The following is a 23,937-nucleotide window of genomic DNA, read 5'->3' on the forward strand; positions in this document are numbered from 1 at the left end:
GGACGATCAACAGAACGAGTGGATCGCGTTTCCCATTGACACCCGAACACCTTGCCACCCGAGCATCGCAAGCATCTCCTTCTCCCACCTGCGGGAGACCGCGATCATCTCCTTCTCTCACCTGCGGGAGACCGCGAGCATCTCATTCTCTCACCTGCGGGAGAAGGTGCCCCGTAGGGGCGGATGAGGGCAACGCTGTCCGTAGAAAAATGATTCCCCTTTTTAGTCCCTCATCAACAACAACATCAAAACAGCGCATGGCGGCAACACCACTGCGCAGGAGTGCATCGATGTCACCCGTGTTTGTATCGCGCCTGGCCATTGCGCTGGGTTTGAGCCTTGGGCTGCCGTGCATCGCGCACGCCGCCACCGCCGACCGCAGCGCCAGCCCCGAACAACGCGCCGCCGCACTGGTGGCGCAGATGAGCCGCGACGAAAAAGTGGCGCAGGCCATGAACGATGCGCCGGCCATTCCGCGCCTGGGCATCCCTGCCTACGAATGGTGGAGCGAAGGACTGCACGGCATCGCGCGCAATGGCTATGCCACGGTATTTCCGCAGGCGATCGGCCTGGCCGCCAGCTGGAACACCGCGCTGATGCAGCAGGTGGGCACGGTGGTGTCCACCGAGGCGCGCGCCAAGTTCAATCTGGCCGGCGGCCCCGGCAAGGACCACACGCGCTACGCCGGGCTGACCATCTGGTCGCCCAATATCAACATCTTCCGCGACCCGCGCTGGGGCCGCGGCATGGAAACCTATGGCGAGGATCCCTTCCTCACCGGGCAGCTGGCAGTGGGTTTCATTCGCGGCCTGCAAGGCGATGATCTGAATCATCCGCGCACCATTGCCACGCCCAAGCACATCGCCGTGCACAGCGGCCCGGAACCGGGCCGGCATGGTTTCGATGTGGACGTGTCGCCGCGCGATGTGGAAGCCACCTATACCCCCGCCTTCCGCGCGGCACTGGTCGATGGACAGGCCTGGTCGGTGATGTGCGCCTACAACTCTCTGCATGGCACACCGGCCTGCGCGGCCGACTGGTTGCTCAATGGCCGCGTGCGCGGCGATTGGGGCTTCAAGGGGTTTGTGGTGTCCGACTGCGATGCGGTGGACGATATGACCCAGTTCCATTACTTCCGCCCGGACAATGCCGGCTCGTCCGCCGCAGCGCTCAAGGCCGGCCACGACCTCAATTGCGGGTACGCCTATCGCGACCTCGGCACTGCCATCGAACGTGGCGAAGTCGACGAAGCGCTGCTGGATCAATCGTTGGTACGCCTGTTTGCCGCGCGCTATCGGCTGGGCGAGCTTGAGGCACCGCGCAAGGACCCGTATGCGCGCCTGGGCGCCAAGGACATCGACAACACCGCCAACCGCGCACTGGCCTTGCAGGCCGCTGCCGAATCGATCGTACTGCTGAAAAATAACGCCAATACCCTACCGTTGAAAGCAGGCACACGGCTGGCGGTGATCGGCCCCAATGCCGATGCGCTGGCCGCACTGGAATCCAACTATCAGGGCACTTCCTCCACACCGATCACCCCGCTGCTCGGCCTGCGCCAGCACTTCGGTGCGCAGCAGGTGCGCTACGCACAAGGCGCGCCGCTGGCCGCCGGCGTGCCGGGCATGATTCCGGAAACCGCATTGCGCAGCGATGGCAAGCCGGGATTGCGCGGCGAATACTTCGACAATGTCGATCTGGACGGTAGCCCGCGCGTGGTGCGGCAGGACCGCACCATCAGCTTCAACTGGGATCAGGTCAGCCCGGCCAAGGGCGTGCCGGCCGATCGCTACGCGGTGCGCTGGAGCGGCGAGCTGTTGCCGCCGGGCACCGGCGATTACACCTTGGCGGTGCGCGTGGCGCGCTGCTTCGATTGCGCCGGGCATGACCCGGTGCGGCTCTACATCGACGACAAGCTGGTGGTGGCCGGCAACGCCGAAGACAAGCACGTGCCGGCCGGCATGCACAACGCCGACGGCCGCAGTGTGGAGACCGTGCTGCATTTCGACGACACCCGCCCGCGCAAGATCCGTCTGGAAATGGAGCATCGCGGCCAGGACCAGGGCCTGCGCCTGGAGTGGCTGGCACCGGCCGCCGCGCAACTGGCCGAAGCCGAACAGGCGTTGGCGCAGTCCGATGCTGTGGTCGCCTTCGTCGGTTTATCGCCGGATGTGGAAGGCGAGGAACTGCGCATCGATGTGCCCGGCTTCGACGGTGGCGACCGCAACGACATCGCCCTGCCCGCCCCGCAGCAAGCCTTGCTGGAACGCGCCAAGGCCTCGGGCAAGCCGCTGGTGGTGGTGTTGATGAGCGGCAGCGCGGTGGCGCTGAACTGGGCCAAGGCCAACGCCGACGCCATCGTGGCGGCGTGGTATCCGGGCCAGTCCGGTGGCACTGCCATCGCGCGCGCACTGGCCGGCGACGACAACCCCGGCGGGCGCCTGCCGGTGACGTTCTACCGCTCCACCAAGGACCTGCCGCCGTATGTCAGCTACGACATGAAGGGCCGCACCTATCGCTACTTCAAGGGCGAGCCGCTGTTTCCGTTCGGCTATGGGCTGAGCTATACGAGTTTTGCCTACGGCGCACCGCGCCTGTCCACCAGCACGCTGCAAGCCGGCAACACGCTGCAGGTGACCACCACCGTGCGCAACACCGGCAGCCGCGCCGGCGATGAAGTGGCCCAGGTGTATCTGAAGTATCCGGACCGCCCGCAATCGCCGCTGCGCAGCCTGGTCGGTTTTCAACGCGTGCACCTCGCGCCCGGCGAACAACGCGAACTCACCTTTACGCTGGATGCGCGTGCACTCAGCGATGTGGACCGCAGCGGTCAGCGCGCGGTGGAGGCCGGCGATTACCGCGTGTTCGTCGGCGGTGGCCAGCCCGGCACGGGCGCCGCGGGCGAAACGGCGGCATTGTCGATTACAGGACGTTCGCCGTTGCCGAAGTAAGAGTTTCTAACGGGTTTACCCTGGCTATCACGGACCTTACAAGAAAGCCGATCGCGGCCCTGATGAGTGCTCATGTCCAAGCGAAGAAAGTTCAACGCGGAGTTCAAGCGTGGTACGGTTGCGCAGGCCATTCAACCCGGCGTCAGTTGTGTCCAGGGTGGCGACGCCCCCCGCTCTGAGTAGTGGTCGGGTTTAGAGTTCAGAGTTGATGTGACCCACCCCCGATTACCTTGCCATTCGAAAGTAGAGAATTCGACCTTCTACGGCGCCTGGGAATTCGCTTGGGACCCGCAATTTCGGGCGAATTCCTCAGGGGTTTTCCATGCCAGTGCACTGTGGGGTCGCTCCTCGTTATAGAAGCGCCGCCACGCTTCGATTTTGCTCCGCGCGTCGGCCAGTGACAAGAACCAGTGCTCATTCAGGCACTCCTGCCGCAGGCGCCCGTTGAAGCTTTCCACCAGCGCGTTGTCGGTCGGTGTCCCTCTGCGGGAGAAGTCCAGCTCCACGCCGTTTTCATACGCCCAGCGGTCCATCACCTTGCCGGCAAACTCGCTGCCGTTATCCACCTTGATCGCCTCCGGCTTGCCGCGTTGAGCGGCCAACCGTGTCACTGCCTCGGCCACATCGTCGGCCCGCAAGGACTGGTCTACGACGATGGCCAGGCACTCATGCGTGAAGTGATCCAATACCGGCAACAACCGGAAGCGACGGCCATCGAACAGCGCATCACTGACGAAGTCCATGCCCCACAGGGTATTGGGTGCAGTGGCCACTTTGATCGGTTGCCGTCGGCGTGCACTGCGACTGCGACGAGGCCGACAATGCCTTAAAGACAGGCCTTCCTCCTTGTAAATGCGATGGATGCGCTTGTGGTTGTCCCGCCAGCCTTCCCGGCGCAGCATTACGAAAACCCGCTCGCACCCGTAATGAACACGGCTCAAGGCGATCTCCCGCATTCGCATGCGCACCGCGCTGCAGTCCCGCGCCTTGGCTTTGTAGGAGTAGCTGGACTGGGACATCGACATCATTTGCAACGCGCGGCGCAGGCTGACCCCAAAACGCTCACGCAGCTGGCCTACCCAGGAACGTCGCTGGGCAGGCCTCAGCGCTTTTTTGTGACCACCTCCTGCAGCATCGCCTTGTCCAGGCTCAGGTCGGCCACCAGTTGCTTGAGCTTGCGATTCTCCTCTTCCAGCAGCAGCAGGCGCTTGAGCTCGGACGGGCCCAGCCCACCGTATTTCTTGCGCCACACTTAGAACGTGGCCTCGGCTATGCCGATCTTCCGGCAGATCTCCCCGACCGCCATCCCAAGCTCGGCCTGCTTGAGCGCGTAGGCCATCTGCTCTTCAGTAAATCGTGACTTCTTCATCGCTTGAATCCTCGTTGCTACGGGGGCCCATGCTGCCGAAGTCTCTACTTTACTGTGGCTCAGTTTTCAGGGGGTGGGTCAATCTGTTACAGGCACACCTTCCCCAAGGCAGGTATCAACTGCTTTCGCGTCATCAACAGATTCGACAGCACAAACAACGCCAGCACCTGCGCGGTATTCTTGGCGATAGAGATACGTCGGTCAACGAAACCATCAACGCTACTCAACAAGGCGCCGGGTCTTCGATAGTGATATGTCAAACGTCTTAAACTACTGATTTCAAGATCAATGCAAGGTGCAACTCTCACGGCCTGTCCAAGCCGTGAGAGCTACTATTTAAGGCAAGCGTACTCTAGCGCAATATCCCCCCCCCTAAACGGGAGGAGCCGAGCTCATCTCTGCTGTGTGCAGAGTGTAGAATTTTGTATCAGTTCAAATTAGTCGAGACGTAGTGCCCACAGTAATGAAAATGCTGCTCGGACGCAGCAAGCCGACTGATCATAGAAAAACAGGCACTCACCCGAATCCAGATGTTGCCGATATGGCAAAGGCACACGGGTGGTGGCGGTGACGGTACAAGATGCGTCACCAATGAGTCGATTTCTCAAGATCGCAGTGGTGTCTGGCGTGGAGAGCGCCGTTCAGATCCACGTTGACCGCGGGGACAATCTCAACGCACGCGACGAGAAGGGCCAGACCCCCTTAATGCTCTCGGCCGCGCGGAACAGGGCTGCCATTTGCAGGTTGCTCTTGGCCTCGGGTGCGGATGCCGGCTTGCTAGATCCGATGGGGCGGGATGCTCTGACCATCGCCAAGGCGACCGGATCGGTAGAGGCCGCATTAGCTATCGAAGCGGCTTGTCTGCGGCCCAGCAATGATAGCGTTTGCTCAGCCCCTGATAAGCCCGAACAGCCAGGAAACGACCCTTCAGCTAGGGAGGCTGGTAACACCGGACTCAACAATATTCCTGCCCCGGGCGAAACTAAGGCGCCAGAAGCTAGTGTGACGCTGATTTCAGTGACTGCTGACGATGTTCGTGAGTTCGATTTGAGCGGATGGGAAGCCGAAGAGGAGCAAGAGCCTCCTCCAGACGACTTCACCGTCGCCGTGGTAGCGATCGGTATTCAAACAGCGATCAATGAGCATCAGCCCCTTGATACGTCCGCAGACTGGGGCGACTTGGATGCATTCCTGCCCGACCGCGCCACACCCTTACGTCGCAAAGAAGACGCTGAGGCACGCGAGCTGCTGAGGCTGACTCTGCTCCGCGCACTTCGCGAAGGTAGCGTTCCACACTTGGCCGTTGAGGATTTGACGCAAGGTGCTGATCGCGAGTCCGACGCCGAAGCCTGCGCGCTGCTGAGCATGGTCATTAACGACCTTGGCGCGGAAACCGACGAGCGATTCGAATATTCAACACCTTACGAAAGCTTTGAGGTCTTCATAGATCCAGAAGAAAGTCTTGGCGAGGAGGATACAGTTGCAGAGGCGTTGGCATTCGTTGACGACCTTGCAGCCCGGCGCAATGAGCCCTTGCGGCTCTATCAGCGAGAACTCCAGCGGGGAACACTGATCACTGCGGAAGCAGAAGTCGCCTTGAGTCAAGCAATGGAGCTCGGTATAGAAAAAGCGCTCGACGCTCTGGCTGCCTGGCCTTGGGGAGTCAGCGCCACGCTGGATGCGGCCCGCCAAGTTTCCAGTGGAGCCAGGCCCCTACGCTGGATCTCTTCTGGTCCGCAAGCCGAACTCCAGGAGGCAAAGCCTGTGCTCGATCCCGAAATGGAGGCGGCCGTCGGGTTGGAGCAGACCGTGACAGAAGACGAAGCCGATGTTTTAGAAGAGGAGTCCTTTCCGCAGTTTGTTTCCGAGGTTAAAGAGTCTAGCGATGACTTCGCGGAATTTTGCACCAACTCGGAACTCTTGTCGGGCCTGAGCATCGGAACGAGACAGGACGGGCCAGAATGGGAAAGGTGCCGAAGCATCCTCACTTCGCTAGGTCTGAGTCGTGGTTTCCTCATGGAACTTGCCGCCTCCAGGATCGTTGGAGAGCCTGAAACCGCACTTGTGTTTGTCCAAGCAATGCAGTCTTACCGGAACGCGCGCGACCAGATGACTGTCGCTAACTTGAAGCTTGTTTACTCCATCGCCCCCAAATACCTCTTCAGCGGACTGCAACTCGACGACTTGGTGCAGGAAGGAAACCTTGGCCTCATGAAGGCAGTGGACAAATACGATTGGCGGAGGGGGTTTAAGTTCTCGACGTATGCAACATGGTGGATTCGTCAAGGGATCACCCGCAATGTAGCTGATAAGAGCAGAACCATCCGCATTCCCGTCCACGTCTACGAGAAGACCCGGCGCATTGCACAGGCAGTCCGCGCTCTCGAGCGTCGTTACGGCCGCGCCCCAACGTCAGAAGAAATATCGGAAGCCGCGGAGCTCCGCGTCCAAGAGGTCGAAGCACTATCCCGCATCGCGCCGGAGCCACTGCCTCTTCATGAGATGACAGGCATTGATGAAATCATCGCCATTCATGCAAAAGATCAGTGGCTTGCCCCTGACCCCGTAGAAGTGGTCGAGGACTATCAGTTCGTCCGGTCGGTTGACACCTTCTTGAGCACGCTTAAAGCCAGAGAGCAAAGCGTAATGCGCATGCGCTTCGGCATCGGTCTTGGCACCCTAGAATCCATGACACTGGAAGAGGTCGGCAGGAAGTTCGACGTGACGCGCGAGCGCATCAGGCAAATCGAGGCCAAGGGTCTTCGGCAACTGCGGCATCCCACACGCCTGGACAAGCTACTGATCGAGCTCGGCCTTACTTGGGCTCCAAAACCCGAAACTTCCTCAACCAGGACGGCCAAGGGTGCGGTATCCAAATCCAAGGAGACAACAGGCCAAACGCATTGGGAGACGGATGGACCCATGAACCCGTAATGCTCCACGATCTTATGGACCAGATTTGTTCTGTATGGGAGGCCCTGAAGGACGGGGCTGGTATACCACGGGCATCTATCACGAACACGACGAACGGCCGTTCATACCAGTCAGTCCAGCAGCCAATCGAAATTCGCTTTTTTTACCGATCAAGGAAAGGCTATTGGCGATGAAACAAGGGACACGAAGTGCTCCACCGCGCGCGATGGCAATGCTTGAGTCCTTACGGGGTCTTGGATACTCAACCGGAGCAGCGTTGGCAGACGTTATCGATAACAGTGTGTCAGCCGGTGCAACCGAGGTCCGGCTTGATTTCGCTTGGGACGGCGAAAGCAGCCGGATCACGATCTTAGACAATGGATACGGCATGAGTGATGCCGAGCTTGAAAGCGCCATGCGGCTGGGCGACAAAAACCCTTTGGATGCTCGCTCAGCGCACGACCTCGGGCGCTTCGGAATGGGGCTGAAAACTGCATCCTTCTCGCAATGTCGCCGACTCACCGTCGCCACCGTGAAGGCAGGCACCAAGAGCTGCCTGCGATGGGACCTCGACGAGCTCGCTGCAAATCCCGATAGCGGTTGGCTCCTGTTCGAAGGTGCCGCAGAAGGCTCCGATCAGTTTTTTGCTGGCTTGCATGGCAAGAAGGACGGGACCCTAGTGTTGTGGGAAGCGATGGACCGCATAGTCACCGTCGGTTACGCCTCCGAAGACTTCCACAACCTCATTGACACAGTGGAGTCGCACTTAGCGATGGTCTTCCACCGCTTACTTCAAGGACCCAGAGCCAAGCTCAAGTTACTCATTAATGGCCGCTCAGTGTGCCCATGGGACCCATTCATGACGGGACACCCGGCGAAGCCTTGGGTTTCGCCACCAACCAACAACAACACCAGCTACGGCACGGTAACGGTGCAGGCCCACGTCCTGCCACACCGAGAAAAACTGACCGCTGCTGAGTTTGAAGACAACGCAGGCCCTGCCGGATGGACGGCGCAGCAAGGGTTCTACGTCTACCGCAACGAGCGGCTTCTAGTCGCAGGCGGATGGCTGGGACTTGGCAATTCGCGGGCATGGAATCGCGAGGAATCTCATCGCCTGGCACGCATACGCCTGGACATACCCAACACCGCCGATGCTGACTGGAAGATAGATGTTCGTAAATCGACGGCCCGTCCTCCTTTGTCGCTTCGCCCCTGGCTGACTCTTCTAGCCGAGAACACACGCGAACGTGCTCGGCGTGTCTTCGCTTACCGCGGAACTCCAATGCCCGCAAAGGGGAACGTCCCTATCGAACAAGCCTGGCGAGTAGAAAGGCTCAAGGTAGGCACGCGTTACCGCATCGACGAGGCACATCCATCAGTAACGGCAGTCCTGGAAAGCGCAGGAACGCTCGCGCCCCTGGTGAAGTCGATGCTTAGGGTGATCGAAGAGACCGTGCCCGTGCAGCGCATTTGGCTGGACACTGCTGAGAACAAGGAGACGCCACGCACGGGGTTTGAGGGAGAACCAAACTCGGCGGTTATCGAGGTCGCCAGCGTGCTCTTTGACGACCTTCTTGAACGCAAGGGCCTAAGCGTTGAAGAAGCGCGGAAGTCAATGTTACGCACGGAACCTTTCCAGAAGTATCCGGCGCTGGTTGCAAGCCTAGGGGAAAAGAAATGACTACAGCAGAAGAGGCAGCCGCTCAGGTCCAGTTGCTTGAAGATGTCATCGCCACAGCGCAGCGTCTGGTCAAGGCTGAGAAAGATTCGTCCAAGATCACGCCCGCCTACATCGCGGAAAGGGTAAAGCTCGCCGCCGCAATGTTTGCCAGCGATCCGCCCGTCCCATTAGACGAGGCCAAGGCGGTCTCCACGCTGATCCAGCGATTCAGTCATCGAATGGGCAAGGCCACCACCCTCAAGGACACCACGGGGCATTTTGACTGGCTCAACGCCGCGCGCAAGAAGGACTGGCACTACTGGCGTCGCTACCGCGATTATCAGGAATCGAAATTGTCGGACGTGGTCGTCGATGGTCTTGACGAAGCAACTGACGACATCCTGGGACTCCTCGAAGACCCCTTCCGCGCGGATCCCTGGGACCGTCGAGGACTCGTTGTCGGACACGTGCAGTCGGGAAAAACCAGCAACTACACGGGTCTGATCAACAAGGCGGCCGATGCGGGCTACAAGATCATCATCGTGCTGGCAGGCATGCACAACAACTTGCGCTCGCAAACACAGATACGCCTTGAAGAGGGCTTCCTGGGCTACGAGACGACAGCGGAACGCGACGCGGGTGTTCCCATTGGCGTGGCCGCTTTCGGCGAAGACCTCAAAACCAACTCGGCAACGACGCGGGCTGAAAACGGCGATTTCAGCAAAGCCATCGCCAAGCATTTCCACGGCATCTCGCCTGAAGAGCGACCCTGGGTTTTCGTGGTGAAAAAGCAAAAGACAGTTCTTACCGAGTTGCTGAAATGGATTCAGGCGCGCGTCGCCGACACGCCAAGCCCGTTGCTGCCCAAAGCCCTCGACTGGAAGCTCGTAACCAAGCTGCCGCTTTTGATGATCGACGACGAAGCAGACAACGCATCCGTGGATACAGGCGAGCAACTCTTCAACGAGGACGGAACGCCGGATGAGGAGCACTCGCCCAAGACTATCAACCGACTGATTCGGCAGTTGCTGCACTCCTTTTCTCGGAAGGCCTATGTCGGCTATACCGCAACGCCTTTCGCCAACATCTATATCCACCACAAGGGGACCACCGCCCTGGAGGGGCCGGACTTATTTCCGAGGGCCTTCATCATCAATCTGGCAGCTCCATCCAACTATGTTGGCCCCGCCCGCATGTTCGGCATGCTGACCAAGGATGGCCGCGTGGGCGCCCTGCCTTTGTCGCGCAGCATCCGCGATCACTACGACCCCGAGGCTCAATCAGGGTGGATGCCGCCCAAGCACAAGAAAACGCACATTCCGGTCTATGACGGCCAGGAGACAATTCCTGAATCCCTGCGCGATGCCGTCCAGTCCTTCGCTATCGTCTGCGCTGTGCGCGACCTACGCGGCCAAGGCAACGAACATAGTTCCATGCTGATCCACGTCACCCGCTATGTGGCAGTGCAGAACCATGTGCGGGAGCAGGTCGAAGAAGTCGTGCGACGCATGCGCCAGAAGATCACCCGGAGTAGCGACACAGAAAGGTTACTCGCGCAAATGCGCAAGCTTTGGGACGAGGACTTCATGCCAACCCGCGATACGGTCGCCGAGCTCTCGCCGGCCGAAGAGCGACCTCACGAGCTCCCTTCCTGGGAAGAAGTTGTCGCAAAGCTGCCCGACATTCTCGGCGATATTGTGGTGCGATCGATCAATGGCACCGCCAAGGACGCGCTGGACTACGCAACGCCTGGCGCGGCCCTCAAGGTCATCGCGGTCGGCGGCGACAAGCTCGCTCGGGGCTTGACCCTTGAGGGCCTTTGCGTGAGCTACTTCGTCCGCACGACGAAGATGTATGACACGCTGATGCAGATGGGCCGCTGGTTCGGCTACCGGCCGGGCTACCTCGACCTTTGCCGGCTTTACACTTCGCCAGATCTTGTGGAGTGGTTCGGCCACATCGCCGACGCATCAGAAGAACTGCGCGAAGAGTTCGACTTCATGGCGAAGGCCAAGCTCACTCCAGAGCTATACGGCCTCAAGGTCATGTCGCACGAAATTCTCACGGTCACATCGCCCCTGAAGATGCGTAACGCCCAGACGCTGTCTCTAAGCTACAGCGGCACTCGCCCTCAGACGATTCTCTTTCACCGTAATGCGGCCATCCAGGAGGCAAATCTCGCCGCGACCGACTCACTGATCGCATCACTCGATACAGAGTTCGAGTATGAACCCAGGTATCTGCGTGACGGCGAGGCTGAATCCTGGCCAGGAGCGCGCCTTTGGCGGGACGTGGACGCCTCCAAGGTGCTTGCGTTTCTCGGCACCTACACAACCCACCCAAATGCCACCAGCGCCAAGGCTGCGGTGCTATCGGATTTCATCTCCAAGATGATCGATATCGGCAAGCTGAAGCAATGGAGCGTCGCGTTGTTGTCCGGCGGCCAAGGCGTTGGTGAGCCTCACTCGTTCCCGGGTGGATTCAAGACGGACACGCTGCAAACTCGTAAGACGGATGACCACGAGTCAGGTATGAAAGACCCGACAATGTTCACCATCGGCGTTCTCACCGACCCGAAGGACGAGGGCATTGATATAAATGACGAAATTTGGCGCGATGCCCTCGCCCGAACACAGGCAGCCTGGAAGCCCGACCCGGCGCGCGAGCGGAAGGATCCACCCAAGAGTCCCAGCGGCAGAGGTATCCGGGAAGCGCGGGACAGGCTTGGAGGCGATGCAGATCGGGGCTTGCTGCTGCTTTACACGCTTGCTCCATACAAAGGCAAAGAAAAGCTAGTGGAAAACCTGATTGTGCCAGGATGGGACAAACCCATCATGGCTTTCGCCATCGCTTTTCCTTCAGCCGAGAACGCGATTCGCGTCGAATATAAAGTGAATCTTCTCTACTGGGAGCAGGAATATGGCCCGTCCGAGTAACGAATTCCTCATGGCTTGGTCCTCGCTCTCCAGTGCCGAGGCCGAGCCTGGATGGCAAGCCATTGCACTGCCCTCAGCCGGGCTTCTTCAGCTGCGCGCCGGCCGACGATCTCCGGACAACGCAGAGGCAGTATTGGTCTGCTTTCCTACCGCGAAGCCTGCCTCTGCGGGCAAGCTGCCCGAAGGCCAGGGTTTTGCGATTGAGCGTGCAGACCCTGAAGGCCACGGCAAGCTCTGGCTAGCGTTGACCCGTAAGTCAGCGGGCAGTTCAGAGGTATTCACTTCGATGGCATGCGATGTCGTCGGCGCACTCGACGACGCAGTTGCGGCCGGCCTTGATGAAGCCAAAATTTTGCGAGCGTTTATCGGACGGGTAGGAGCTTGGCAGGAGTTCATGCGAAAGGGCGCGCAGGCGCTCAGCCCCGAATCCGAAATCGGCTTGATTGGCGAGCTCACTTTGTTGAAAGCGATCTTCGAAGTCGGGGCGCCGGAGGCTTCGACCACTGAATCCTGGGTGGGACCGCTCAACGGCGTTCAGGACTTTGAGATTGGCGGTGGCGCTATAGAAGTGAAGACTACGCTTTCGGTGACAGGATTCCCAGCAAGGATCGGCTCGTTGGAGCAGCTCGATAACTCCACTCGTCAGCCTCTCTTTCTAGCTGGAGTTCGGCTGCGGCAAACAGAGAGCGGCCAGAACTTGCCAGGCATCATTGAGGCAATACGGCAGAACATCAAGGGCAGCGCTGAGGCAGAGAGGCTACTTTCTGAGCGCCTGCTGGCCGCCGGCTACATTGACTCTAACCTTGACCACTATTCACGTAAGTTTGAGTCAGCCGGCACAAGGATCTTTGAAGTAACAGGTAACTTCCCTCGCGTGACTTCAGGCACGGTCCCGGCAGGCATCATGAAGGCCATGTATGAGATCGACCTCGACAAGGCATCCGGGGAGAACATCAGCATCGAGACAGCACTGAAAAAACTGGGAGCAATCCAAGAATGAATCTGCCTGAATTCCTGCGTGAAACGCAGGCCACCGTCCGCTCGCAGATGCGAGATGGTGCGCTGTATGAAGAACTGATCTTTTCAGGCATCGTGATGGACCACATGTCGGACATCGGCATGACCTTCGAGCCGGTCGAGTGCCATTTCGAGGGGAGGGTAGGCTCTGCAAACCTTCGCTTGAGCGGCTATTCGCTCTCGGATGAAAACGAGCAGCTTGACCTGTTTGTGAGCCTCTACGCCAACGTCGATGTGCCCACACCGGTCCCGGATGCGGAAACCAAGACTGCTGTCGAACAATGCCTGCGCTTTCTGACGTTGTGCGCCGAAGGCAAGATGGCGCCCAAGCTGGACCCGTCAAGTGATGTGCGCTCGCTGGCCGAGACACTACATGCAATCTACAACGATCTGGAGCAGGTTCGCGTCTACGTCATCACCGACCGCGTTGCCAAATCAAAGAGTTTCAAGACGCGCGATATCGGCGGCAAGGCGGTTCGTCTGGAGGTCATGGACATCGAGCGGCTACACCGACACTGGTCTGAAGGCAAGCCGCGTGACGAACTGGTAGTCGACTTCACCGAAGTGTCTGGTGCTCCCCTCCCCTGCGTCTTCGTGCCAGGCGAGAACGATGATTACGACTATGCGCTCACGGCGATACCTGCAGAGGCACTGCGGCTGCTTTACGAGAAGTTCGGCGCACGCTTGCTTGAGGCCAATGTTCGCTCCTTCCTGAGCGTCAAGGGTAAGGGCGTCAACGCTGGCATTCAAAACACCTTGCGGTATGCACCAGAGCGATTCATGGCCTACAACAACGGCATCGTGATCGTGGCAGACGAAATGCACCTGGGTAAGCCCGGCGATGGATCCACCGGCATCGCTTGGCTCAAGGGTCTGCAAATCGTCAACGGAGGTCAGACCACCGCGTCGATCTACTTCGCAAAGAAGAAACACGCCGACACTGACCTCAGCCGCGTTCGGGTGCCTGCCAAGATCATCGTCATGCGTGCCCAGGACTCTGCCAAGGAGGAAGCACTGGTCTCCGACATTTCACGTTTTGCCAATAGCCAGAACGCTGTGCGGCAATCGGACCTGTCCGCCAACAAGCCCTTCCACGTTGAGATCGAAAAGCTCTCGCGCACGGTCTACTGTCCCGATGGCGTGAGCCAGTGGTTCTACGAACGTGCCTCAGGCAGCTACAACACCCTACTGGCACGCGAGGGAACCACCCCGGCAAAGCTCAAGGCCTTGAAGGATGCCATTCCGCCAGCACGCCGCCTCACAAAGACGGACTTGGCAAAATACATCACCGCTTGGGAGAAAAAGCCTGACATCGTTAGTCTCGGCTCCCAGAAAAATTTTGATAGGTTCATGGCTGGGCTGACACCCGCCGATGGGCAAGAGGCGCCACTGCCGACGGTCGCAGACTTCAAGGCCATGATTGCCAAAGCCAAGATTTATCTGGACGCCCAGAAGCTCCTGCGGCCGATGTTCCAGGCCTTTCAAGCCAATGTCACTGCCTATACGGTTTCGCTGGTGGCCGAAAAGCTTGGCGACCGTTTCGATTTTGATCGTGTCTGGGCCAAGCAGACCGCATCGCCTGAGCTACTCGCTCAAATCGCCGTATGGGCCAGAGAGGTCAACGACGTGCTGCATTCCTCATCCGGCGGAAGGATGGTTTCCGAATGGGCGAAGCGACCGGAATGCAAAGAGGCCGTGATGGGCGCAAGCTACTCTGCTCCAGCAACCAACATCCCCGAAGTGAAGTAGACACCTGGGCACCGAACTACATGTACCGCACTGATTTCTCAAAATAGCCCATGGTTGATGTTGTCTCCCCCGCCGACCGCAGCCGGATGATGGCAGGCATCAAGGGCAAGAACTCGCAGCCAGAGGTTCTTGTCCGTCGGCTGCTGTTCGCTTCCGGCTATCGCTTCCGACTTCACAGACGCGACCTGCCTGGCACTCCCGACATTGTCATGCCAGGTCGCAAGGTCGCCATCTTTGTCCACGGCTGTTTCTGGCACCTTCACCAGGGATGCAAATACGCAAAGATGCCCGCCACGCGCCCCGAATTCTGGAAAGCCAAGCTTGAAGCTAACGTTGCGCGTGACCGTCGCGCAGTCGAGAGGCTTCGATTATTAGGCTGGAGAATTCTGTGTGTTTGGGAATGCGCAACTCGTAATGCCGAATCTGCTGCAGGATTGCAGGTGGCTATAAACTCTTGGATCGAGGGTGGTGAGCCGCTCGGCGAAATCGGCCTTCCGCCAAGAAACTGAGCTATGGACCATTCGAACGCTAAAGCTCTGCGAGAGGTCGCCGAAGCCCATCTCGCAGCTACCGTTAAAAGACTGCCAGTCGATCGGCTGGACAGGTTCGCTTTGTTCGTTGAAGTCGTCCGAGTGATGGACTATTGGGCAATTCACGCACCATCCATAAGCTGTGACAGCGAGATGGCCCTGCAATCTTTTGATTTGATGTATTGGGGCTGGAACAGAGCTGTTGCCGAACTATTCGAGTCCTTGGATCAACCGGGGGCATTTCGCTTGATGGAGAGCACACAAGCATCGCGCGAATTCGCCATCGTTCTCTTGCAAGAATTTGGCAAAGTTTCTTTGCTGCGTCGCTTTGCCGACATGGGTGAGCGAAAAATGATTGAAATCGCAAGGGATGGTGATCAGTTCCAAATTCGTATGAGCGCCGATGCAGGGGCACAATTAGCGGACGCCGTCGAGTGGCACCGCCTCAAGACCGCCGAAGCCGGATTTTCATCGGCCACCTCGGGTTGGTCGTTAGTATCAATGCGCGACGCCTTGCGCTTCCCAAACATGCAGGGAAACTACATTGCCTTCGCTGGCGCACCGGTCAAACGTTGGCTGAGGCCAGACATCCAGGATCTCATCAAGCCGCTCGTAAAGCCTTGGGACACTGGGCGCGGAATCATGGTGTCCTACGACGCCCGCTTAGAGGTGGACAAGCACTACATGGCCGAAGCCCTGGCGCTAGCCGCGCCTTGGCTGGATGATTCGGGCATCCACGTCAAAGCAAAATTAGGCTCCATTTCCGGTGCCGATATCGCGGGCGTAGGTGCTGCGCTCATCAGTCTTCATGTCAAACACTTCGGCTGTGTGGCGGTGGCCAAAAAGCTGTTTGACCAAGTATCGGTCGCCCAAAGCCTTACAATCTGGGGACCCAGAGCCGACCTGGAAGAATCGATCTCACTTATGAGCGGCAGCTCAAAAGTTGTCGTCAACGCGGTCTTCAATACTTTGGCAATGTCATCCGAGCACGCAAAGAGGCTCGCAGATCACTCGACGCCTTTGATTCCCCTACTTTTCGACTTGGGAAATGGATTCATTTTGCGTCCAGTATCTTCCCTGACCAGAAATCCTTTCACTGCTGCCAGAATTCAGCATCAATGGTTGGACCAACGCACCGAACACGCGGTCGCTGCACACCGTGAGGACTGGATGCGCGCACAGTTATACGGAATGTTCGGCGGCAAGCGATATATCCGCTTTCCCGGCAACCTCAAACTGCGTCGTGCGGGTGCGGTTTTGACGGACGTTGATGCAATCATTTATGACCGTGCCACTGGCGACGTTGGGCTCTTCCAGCTGAAGTGGCAGGACTACTCCACCAACGATGTGCGCCAGCTCCAAAGCAAGGCATCAAACCTCTCCGCAGAGTTGATTGACTGGTCCAGCAAGGTCAAATTGTGGATCGAAGAGAACGGCGTCTCGGCCCTCAATCAATCACTACGACTCAAACAAAAACGCCGCGAGGCCGTCAGGAGCGTTCTGCTCTTCGCAATTTCAAGGTCGTCTGTTCGCACAAAAGGCTACGGATTCAAGACTGAAATGCCAGATTTGGCGATGGCGACCTGGCCTCAGTTCGACGTCCCCCCGCCCTGAGTAGCGATCGGGTTTAGAGTCCGGGGTTGATGATATCGGTGTTTGCCAGATGTTGGGCATAAGCGGACGGCGTCATGCCGCCAATTGCTTTCTTGGGTCGGTCCTCGTTGTATTCGCGTCGCCAGCGTTCGATCTCGGTGCGCGCGTGCAGCAACGTCGGGAACCAGTGCTCGTTGAGGCATTCGTCGCGTAGCCGGCCGTTGAAGGATTCGACGTAGGCGTTCTGGTTCGGTTTGCCTGGCTGGATGAGCCGCAACTGCACGCCACGGGCATGCGCCCAGACGACCATGGCCTTACCGCAAAACTCCTTGCCGTTGTCGGTGCGGATCACCTGCGGCAGGCCGCGACTCTCTGCCAACCGATCCAGCACGCGTGCAACACCGTGCCCGGAGATCGCGCGCTCCACCTCGATGGCGACCGCTTCGTGCGTTGCGTCGTCCACGATCACCAGACACTTGATCGCCCGGCCTTCGGCGGAGCGGTCGAACACGAAGTCCATCGACCACACCTGGTTGGCCCGCGCCGGCCGAAGCAGCGGCTGACGCTCGCCAACCGGTACCCTCTTGCGCTTGCGGCGCCGGACTTGTAGCTGCTGCTCGCGATAAAGCCGCTCCACGCGCTTGTAGTTCACCAGGCGTCCTTCCTGTCGCAGCTTGAGATAGATCATCCCCACACCGTAGCGGCGATGGCGATGCGCCAACGCAAGAATGCGATCGCGCAGTTCGCCGTTGCGGTCTTGGCGTGGGCAATAGCGCAGCGCGCTGGCGCTCATGCCGATCGCCGCCAAGGCACGACGCTCGCTGGCACCACGCCCGATCCACTCGCACACCAGCGCACGACGCGCCGGTGCGCTCACCACTTTTTTCGCAACGCATCCTTGATCAGGTCGTTCTCGAACAACTGCTCGGCCAGCAACTTCTTCAGTCGCGTGTTCTCGGCCTCAAGGTCCTTGAGCCGCTTGGCATCGGGCACGCTCATCCCGCCGAACTTGCTGCGCCACAGGTAGTACGAGGCCTCACTGAAGCCATGCCGCCGGCAAAGGTCCTTGATGGCCACGCCCGCTTCAGCCTCGCGCAGGAAGCCAATGATCTGCTCTTCGGAAAAACGCTTCTTCACGTCCAATCTCCTCGGGATAGGGAATTGGACTCCAAACTGAGGCGCTACTCAAAATTGGGGGGACGTCGAGTTTGTTCGCACACGCATGGAAGTTGGCCCTTCAAAACGCTCCTTGCGTGATATGCACACACAGCTGCTTAAAGAGCTCGAATATGTGCCCAACAATCGCCCAATGCCAGCAACTCTAAAGGTAACCGGTGCGACACTCCACGTTCACGATTTTTGGAATCGAACCGACAGCGGTGATGGGGCCGACTTGTAGGAGCGGCGTCCCGAAGTTATTTGGCTAATTGCTGCAAGGGGCGATCTTGCTGAAGCTTCGACGCTGGCTACTGTCCAGCACCACACCAGCCCCAACCGGGATCTTTGTAAGAGCAGATTAGCTGAGTGTCTCTTGGCGCTACCGCCGTCGCCGAGGTGAAGACATGAAGGCATAGATAATCTCGGCAATCTGCTTGGCAAGCAGTGGCGGGACCGCGTTGCCGATCTGCCCGTATTGCTCGGTTCGATTCCCTTCAAAAAAGTAGTTGTCAGGAAAGGTCTGCAGGCGTGCAGCCTCACGCACCGTCAAACTTCGACACTGCGCGGGATCCGGGTGAATGTAGTAATGCCCATCCTTCTTGATGTGGGCCACCACCGTAGACGAAGGATATTTACCCATCTGGACCCGGAAGCGATCCTTGAAGGGAATCGTTTCCTGGTCCACGTTCAAATGGTCTGGGAGGAGCTTCGGCGGGAAGTTGCGTAGGTCCGGTGCGTATTCTTGCGTGGCAGCGAAACACGCCGCAAACATGTAACGGTGCAAGTCAGATCGCATGTGGCTGCGCGTCTGGTGCTGCAGAACGCCGCCGACCTTGGAGTCCAGATACCACTCTTGCAACGGCTCGGGCATGTGCCCACCTGGACTAACTTCCGCAGAGATGAAGTTTGCGCCGAAAGTCGTCTGCTTCTCAGCTTTTTTAATGAATTTCTCCATAGCCGACTCGATGTCGCTACGCACAGGGCGGTGCCATCCTTTAAGCGACTGCGGTGCCTCCCGCAACGCTTTAATCCAGGCCTCTTGCGAGTCTGGCTCTCTGGAGAGGCGGCTGCGCAGCGCTGGCAGACCGGCAAGCGCGGCACTCACACCCACTTTCTTCCCCACCTTTGTGAGCAGGAAACGTTCGGGGTCCTTGACCAACGCAGGTGTGGCGTCGACCACGTCGGAGCGGATGCCAAACAGGATGACCCGATGGCGACTCTGCGGGATGCCATGATCATCGGCCTCGATTACGTAGTCGTTTGGTTCTAATTCCCCTTCCTTTTTTTGGACTACGAGAGATCTGATTTCGTAGCTCAGTCCATCACGCGGTGTTTTGAGATCAGAAAGAATTTTCTCGAAAATGCGCTTGCCGGAGTTCATGGAATTGAGCATCCCCTTGACGTTTTCCATAACGAAAACGGCTGGAGCGAACTCTTGAATGATCCGCAAATACTCTGTGTAAAGGAAATGCTTGGCGTCAGCCTCGAACTTCTCTGGGTCTTTGCTACGCAGGCGCGAGCGCCCTGCCAGCGAGTAGGCTTGGCACGGCGGTCCACCGATAAGCACCCAGTCGGTCTCATCACCTAGGGCCTCTCGAATCCAACCATCTATTTCCTTCGGCGGAGTCACGCCGAGCTCCGCGCAGCGCGCTTCCTGAGCAGCGTGCTCAGCAGCCTCCTTCACATCCGGGTGCGAGAGGAGCTCGTCCCGGGTGATTTCTCCGCGGACGTATTCGTAGTAGCAGCTTGGAACTTTGCCTTTCGGAAATTTGCGGAAGATCGCCCGCAACAGAAGCGTCCGGTGAGCAATGGGGTCTTTCTCTACGGAGACCTTGACAGCAAAGCGCCGCCCACCAGCCTTATCGAAGATGGAGGAAAAGCCTTCGCACAGCCCCCCTGGCCCGGCGAACAGGTCGATCACCGGAATAGCTCTGCTTCCCGACATCAGTTCTCTTTTCTCGTGTTCAATTCATGACGTCGTTGCAGATGCGACCTATGGAGTGACAAGGCAGCTCGTCAGCGGTGCGCGTGGCCCTGATTTTACCAGGTCCAAGCAAAATTTATCGCCCGCAGCGGGGAGGGGCGAACAGATCAAGCCGCCGCGAGGCATTCGGGAGCGCCGATTCCACCGCCTGGGCATCTGCCGGCGCGCCTGACCACCGGATTTTCCTGGAACACGCCGTGGTGACCTTCTCGACCGAACTGCCTTGATCATCAAAAGCAAGACGGCCGAAGCCTATTAGAGGGTCATCCGTGGACCTTGCTCCTGCTGCGTTGTCTGTTGCTGGGTCTGCTCCATCTGCTGCTGTCGCACCTGATCCTGCTTGATGACCTCCGCCTGTTGCAGATTCTGCTCTGCCGGCTGCTGGGACGCCTCTCGCCCATCCACGTGGGCATGAAAAAAAGGACCCTTTTCGCCAAAGGGCGCATAGACGGCAAACACGTTCTCCGCCCCGTCTTTGCCCAGACCGCCGGTGACCTTGTCGACCCGTTGCAGTAACGGGTCTTCGGTCTGCTGCTTGTAGAGCGAGGCGGTGACGTTCTTGCTCTCTTCGTCGTTCCAGTTGCCTGTGCCCCGCACCCAGGAATGGATCTGCTGGTAGGTGGAGTGGTCAGGGTGCGCGGGGTTGTCGGCCAGCAGCGGACCAGACGCCACCTTCTCCCGCGTCGGTTCGGCATCCTGTTCCTTGCTGCGGCCCGGCGCGGTCACCGACACCGCGCCCAGCGTCGGCACATGCGCCATGGCGGGCTGGCCCACCTCCGCCTTTGCCTGGCGCAACTCTTCGGATGTGGTCACCGCGACTTGGTGGGCAACGCCATCGGGTCCGGTCTGGTAATGGGCGATGGGACTGTCGTAACCGTATTGCCCCTGCTCGTTCGGCTTCAGTTGCTGCATCGTCGGGCCGGCAAGGCCTTCGGTCTGCTTGGTGCGCTGGGTGGCCAGCTCCACCGCCTGAAGGTTGTTCTCTTGGGCGTTGAGGTCCACTCCCGCAGCCCGGTAGCGATGCAGGAGCTCGTTGTGCTCCATCTGCGCCGGCGTGGGCGCGGGGCGAGCCTCAATGGCCGACAGGGCTTCCTGGGCGCGCTCCAGCGAGGGCTGGCGCATCTGGTTGGTTAGTTCCAACTCCACTGCCAAGTTGCCGCTAGCTACCTCGTCCCTGCCCGCCCATTGCCCGACGTCGTTTCGCTGGTAGAGCTGGCCGTTATGGCCTTGCACTTGATCCTGCTTGGCCCGGGCGCTCTCCACTGCTTCCGGCACCGCCACCCCGTAGTCCTGTCCCCGCTGGGCGGCATGGTTCTCCAGGTAGGCCTGGGCGATGGCCTCCCGTCCGGTGGAGATGTTGTTCTCGATGCGAGCCAGGGATTCCTGGTTCAACCGCTGCGCCTGCGCCGGAGTTGCGGTCTGAGGCTCGTAAATAGCCTGGTCGTTGGCACCCGCCACGCTGGTCTTGACCTGGCGCTCCCAGGACTCGGTGGTCGGGTTGCGCTGCCAATTCTGGTTGTCCAGACCTGTCTGGTCACCCGGCTTGGCCGGGAGGTTGAACGGATCCTGCGGCGGCGGCGTCCTACCCAGCGCCAACTCGGCTGCTTTGGCATTCGCCATCGCGCCCAGTTCTTGGGATTTCGCGTAGCTGGCACCCACAGGTGCCTGGCTAGGCGTGTCTTGCCCTTCCGCACCACGCTCGAAAGCGCCTTGGCGCTGCCAATCCCGGCCGTTGAACTGCCAATCGGTTCCCGACTTGTCGGTCTGTTGGTAGATCGCCCGGTTGTCCAGCAAATCTGCGCCTTTGTCGAAGGCCTTGCTCATCAGGATCGCGTCACCAACCACCAAGGCCGCTGGAACGAACCCTCCGCTGCTGCCCAGCGCCGCTGCCGTGGACGCACCGCCAGCCCAGCCGCCTGCGTTGCGGGCAATGGCGTGCTGAACTTCTGACTGCGCCGCTGTGGTGTTGCCCTGCTCCATCAGCGCGGACGCCGTGCGCGCGGTCATGACGGCATCCGTGCCCGTGGTCAAAAGTCCGCCCGCACGCGTCAGGCCCCGAGCAGAGGCCTCGCCCATCAACAGCTGCATGGCGACATCACCGCGTTGTCCGCGCGGCACACGGAGGTTCTGTGCAGCTTTCTCACCCAAAGTTTGCTCAACCTTTAGGATGCCCTGCTCTGACAGCACCACGCGCCCGTCGTGATGGGCATTGGCAATAGCGAGCGATAGCCCACTTCGTTGAAGCGTTGGATTCCCGCCACGCGCAATGGCCGTGCTGCTGACCTGGATCTGATCGAGCGCCGTGACAATGCGGGACTCGGAGTTCGCCACGCCTCCCCAGCCGTGATCCACTCCCGTGAAACCTTTCAGGGCGTCGATTTGCTGAGCGTGGGTTTGGTGGTAGCCCGGGGTGTCACGGAAAAAGTTCTGGACTTTCGCGCTCGCCTGCGAGGGCGTAAGCCCCACTGGCGTGTTTGTGTTCAAGTCGCCATTGATCAAGCCGATCTTGATGGTGTCGCGCAATTGGTCCACGCGTTGGGCGACGCGGTCCAGCGCTTCGGGGTCACCACGCAAAGCGGCGCGACCATCCCGAGTCGCCTGGAGGTCATCCAAGCGCTCAATCACGCCATCTTGGTAAGCACCAAGAGGACCGCCGCTGTGCGGCGTAATGTCCAACGCCTGAGCGAATTGCGGATCGGAGGGCAAGAACAGGCGATTCTCTGAGGCGTGAATGTCGAACCGGCCCGTCTCTTGAAGCTTCGCAAGCAACTCGCTGTTCTTGAGCGTCTGCTGTTCGATGTTGTGATGATCTTGAAAAAGCGTCCGATAGTTCGGCATGACTCAGGCTCCTTCCTGTTGGCTTGCGGCTCGCGTCAACGGTTCACTACGTCGTAGAACCAGAGGCCGTCTGATTGGCCTTCAGTGCCAATCCCGGCTGCCTCAACAGCGTCCTTGAACACCCGATCGCAGAAAACACCGCCATGGAAGGGAAGCCTGAAAACGTGGGCCTCTCCAAGCACGTCCCGTTTAAAAGCCAAACGACTCCCACCGGCCAAGCTGTAATACTTTCCGTCCTCATAGTCATCGCTGATCTTGATATCGAGTTCGGAGGCGTCCTCGTCCAAGGCATCCAACCTGCGAACGACATCGCAGAGGAAGACCATCGGCCCCTTGGAGCCATCGGCCAGGCGATAGTCGGCGTCAGCGAAAACGAAGGCATCTGCGTCCACAGACTCCATCACCTCGCGAAGCCGTTGGGAGACCAACCAGTAGCCACTGAAGCCACCCTCCAGATCCTGCGGCAATCCTCCTTCGCTGGGGATATAGACCAGGCGCGGAGTCTCGTGCAGTGGAGGAAACCCACCCTCGTCTGGCTTCAAGATGAGCCGCGGAGGCGACAGCAATGCCTTCTCGTTCTCGAAGACCACGCCGTGACCTTTTCCACCTCGGCGGGCATCGGGACGCAACTGGAAGAACTCACCGACCTTGGGTTCGTTGATCGTCTTCGTTTCCATGTATCCGGTCTCCTCCATGTAGCTGCCACCCCATTTATCTGCGCAAGAGTTTACTGCTCTAACCTTGTCCGTGCGACGCCCACCGTCCTGGATAGCGACTGGATCTAGAACGGTTGACACCCCCTCCTTGAACAATGTCTTTATAAGTATTTTGTACGCATGATCTGCAACAGGAGTCGGATGCCGTTACCGGCGCCTGCTGGGTTATTGACACGTGTTGCGCTGCATCGCACGACCGCCATATCGCTGCTGTGCGCAGCCGAATTGGTGCGCAATCGGCAAGCAACACGATGATGTCCGCACAGACTTCACACCTGCTTGACAGACTCAAGCATGAGGTCTATCACTGGCTGCGGTCGGCAACCGATGCCATTGGCAACCGGCAACCGGCAACAAGCACGACGCACTTGGACAGCAACAACATTTCCACACCGCACGCGCACTGGGAGAGGATTGCATGCAGCAGCGTCGTATCCACTCGCGTATCCGTGTTGCCGTGATCGCTGCCCCGAGGGTGCAGCGCGCATGACCAAGCACTACAAATTGAGCGCCATGCGCT

General features: G+C 59.2%; 12 protein-coding genes and 1 pseudogene. 8 read left to right on the forward strand and 5 right to left on the reverse strand.

All coding sequences use genetic code 11. The features are described 5' to 3' along the window. Positions 1-290 precede the first annotated feature (290 nt). Complete coding sequence (locus ACCQ06_RS16185) at positions 291-2,951, forward strand: glycoside hydrolase family 3 C-terminal domain-containing protein (RefSeq protein WP_316687257.1); 2,661 nt, start codon at positions 291-293, stop codon at positions 2,949-2,951. Positions 2,952-3,211: 260 nt separating this feature from the next. Here ACCQ06_RS16185 and ACCQ06_RS16190 read toward each other — a convergent pair. Continuing rightward, a pseudogene (locus tag ACCQ06_RS16190) lies at positions 3,212-4,320 on the reverse strand (IS3 family transposase). A 591-nt stretch (positions 4,321-4,911) separates the two neighbouring features. Here ACCQ06_RS16190 and ACCQ06_RS16195 point away from each other — a divergent pair. The 7 genes from ACCQ06_RS16195 (at position 4,912) to ACCQ06_RS16225 (ending at position 16,742) form a co-directional block, all read left to right on the forward strand. Beyond that, complete coding sequence (locus ACCQ06_RS16195) at positions 4,912-7,254, forward strand: sigma-70 family RNA polymerase sigma factor (protein ID WP_316687259.1); 2,343 nt, start codon at positions 4,912-4,914, stop codon at positions 7,252-7,254. Positions 7,255-7,510: 256 nt separating this feature from the next. Beyond that, positions 7,511-8,917, forward strand: a complete 1,407-nt coding sequence (locus ACCQ06_RS16200; protein WP_316687261.1) for an ATP-binding protein — start codon at positions 7,511-7,513, stop codon at positions 8,915-8,917. After that, the gene (locus ACCQ06_RS16205) at positions 8,914-11,832 is read left to right on the forward strand and encodes a Z1 domain-containing protein (protein WP_316687263.1); all 2,919 of its coding nucleotides are present in this window, start codon (positions 8,914-8,916) and stop codon (positions 11,830-11,832) included. The genes ACCQ06_RS16200 and ACCQ06_RS16205 overlap by 4 nt, the downstream gene beginning before the upstream one ends. Positions 11,833-11,842: 10 nt before the next feature. Beyond that, entirely contained in the window at positions 11,843-12,832 is a 990-nt protein-coding gene (locus ACCQ06_RS16210; protein ID WP_316687265.1) for a PD-(D/E)XK motif protein, read from the forward strand. Then, on the forward strand, positions 12,829-14,598 hold the full coding sequence (locus ACCQ06_RS16215; RefSeq protein WP_316687267.1) for an AIPR family protein: 1,770 nt from the start codon (positions 12,829-12,831) through the stop codon (positions 14,596-14,598). Before ACCQ06_RS16210 ends, ACCQ06_RS16215 begins: the two co-directional genes overlap by 4 nt. 50 nt (positions 14,599-14,648) lie before the next feature. Next, complete coding sequence (locus tag ACCQ06_RS16220; RefSeq protein ID WP_316687269.1) at positions 14,649-15,107, forward strand: very short patch repair endonuclease; 459 nt, start codon at positions 14,649-14,651, stop codon at positions 15,105-15,107. A gap of 3 nt (positions 15,108-15,110) precedes the next feature. Further along, positions 15,111-16,742, forward strand: a complete 1,632-nt coding sequence (locus ACCQ06_RS16225) for a hypothetical protein (RefSeq protein WP_316687271.1) — start codon at positions 15,111-15,113, stop codon at positions 16,740-16,742. Positions 16,743-16,755: 13 nt separating this feature from the next. Here the strand turns inward: ACCQ06_RS16225 and ACCQ06_RS16230 are convergent. The 4 genes from ACCQ06_RS16230 to ACCQ06_RS16245 all read right to left on the reverse strand — a co-directional run bounded on the left by ACCQ06_RS16230 (position 16,756) and on the right by ACCQ06_RS16245 (position 23,378). Further along, positions 16,756-17,858, reverse strand: a protein-coding gene (locus ACCQ06_RS16230) for an IS3 family transposase (RefSeq protein WP_316687273.1) whose coding sequence is annotated in 2 segments (ribosomal slippage) — positions 16,756-17,600 and positions 17,600-17,858 — 1,104 coding nt in all. Because the reading frame shifts where the segments join, the coding sequence is not laid out codon by codon here. Positions 17,859-18,258: 400 nt separating this feature from the next. Then, complete coding sequence (locus ACCQ06_RS16235; protein ID WP_316687275.1) at positions 18,259-19,800, reverse strand: DNA cytosine methyltransferase; 1,542 nt, start codon at positions 19,798-19,800, stop codon at positions 18,259-18,261. Positions 19,801-20,118: 318 nt separating this feature from the next. Beyond that, a complete protein-coding gene (locus ACCQ06_RS16240) occupies positions 20,119-22,701 on the reverse strand; it encodes an XVIPCD domain-containing protein (protein ID WP_316687277.1) in 2,583 nt (860 codons plus the stop codon). Positions 22,702-22,736: 35 nt separating this feature from the next. Continuing rightward, entirely contained in the window at positions 22,737-23,378 is a 642-nt protein-coding gene (locus ACCQ06_RS16245; RefSeq protein ID WP_316687280.1) for a DUF1629 domain-containing protein, read from the reverse strand. Positions 23,379-23,937 lie beyond the last annotated feature (559 nt).

The organism is Xanthomonas sp. NCPPB 4467 (assembly GCF_041475665.2).
GTDB classification, from domain to species: Bacteria; Pseudomonadota; Gammaproteobacteria; order Xanthomonadales; family Xanthomonadaceae; genus Xanthomonas; species Xanthomonas dyei.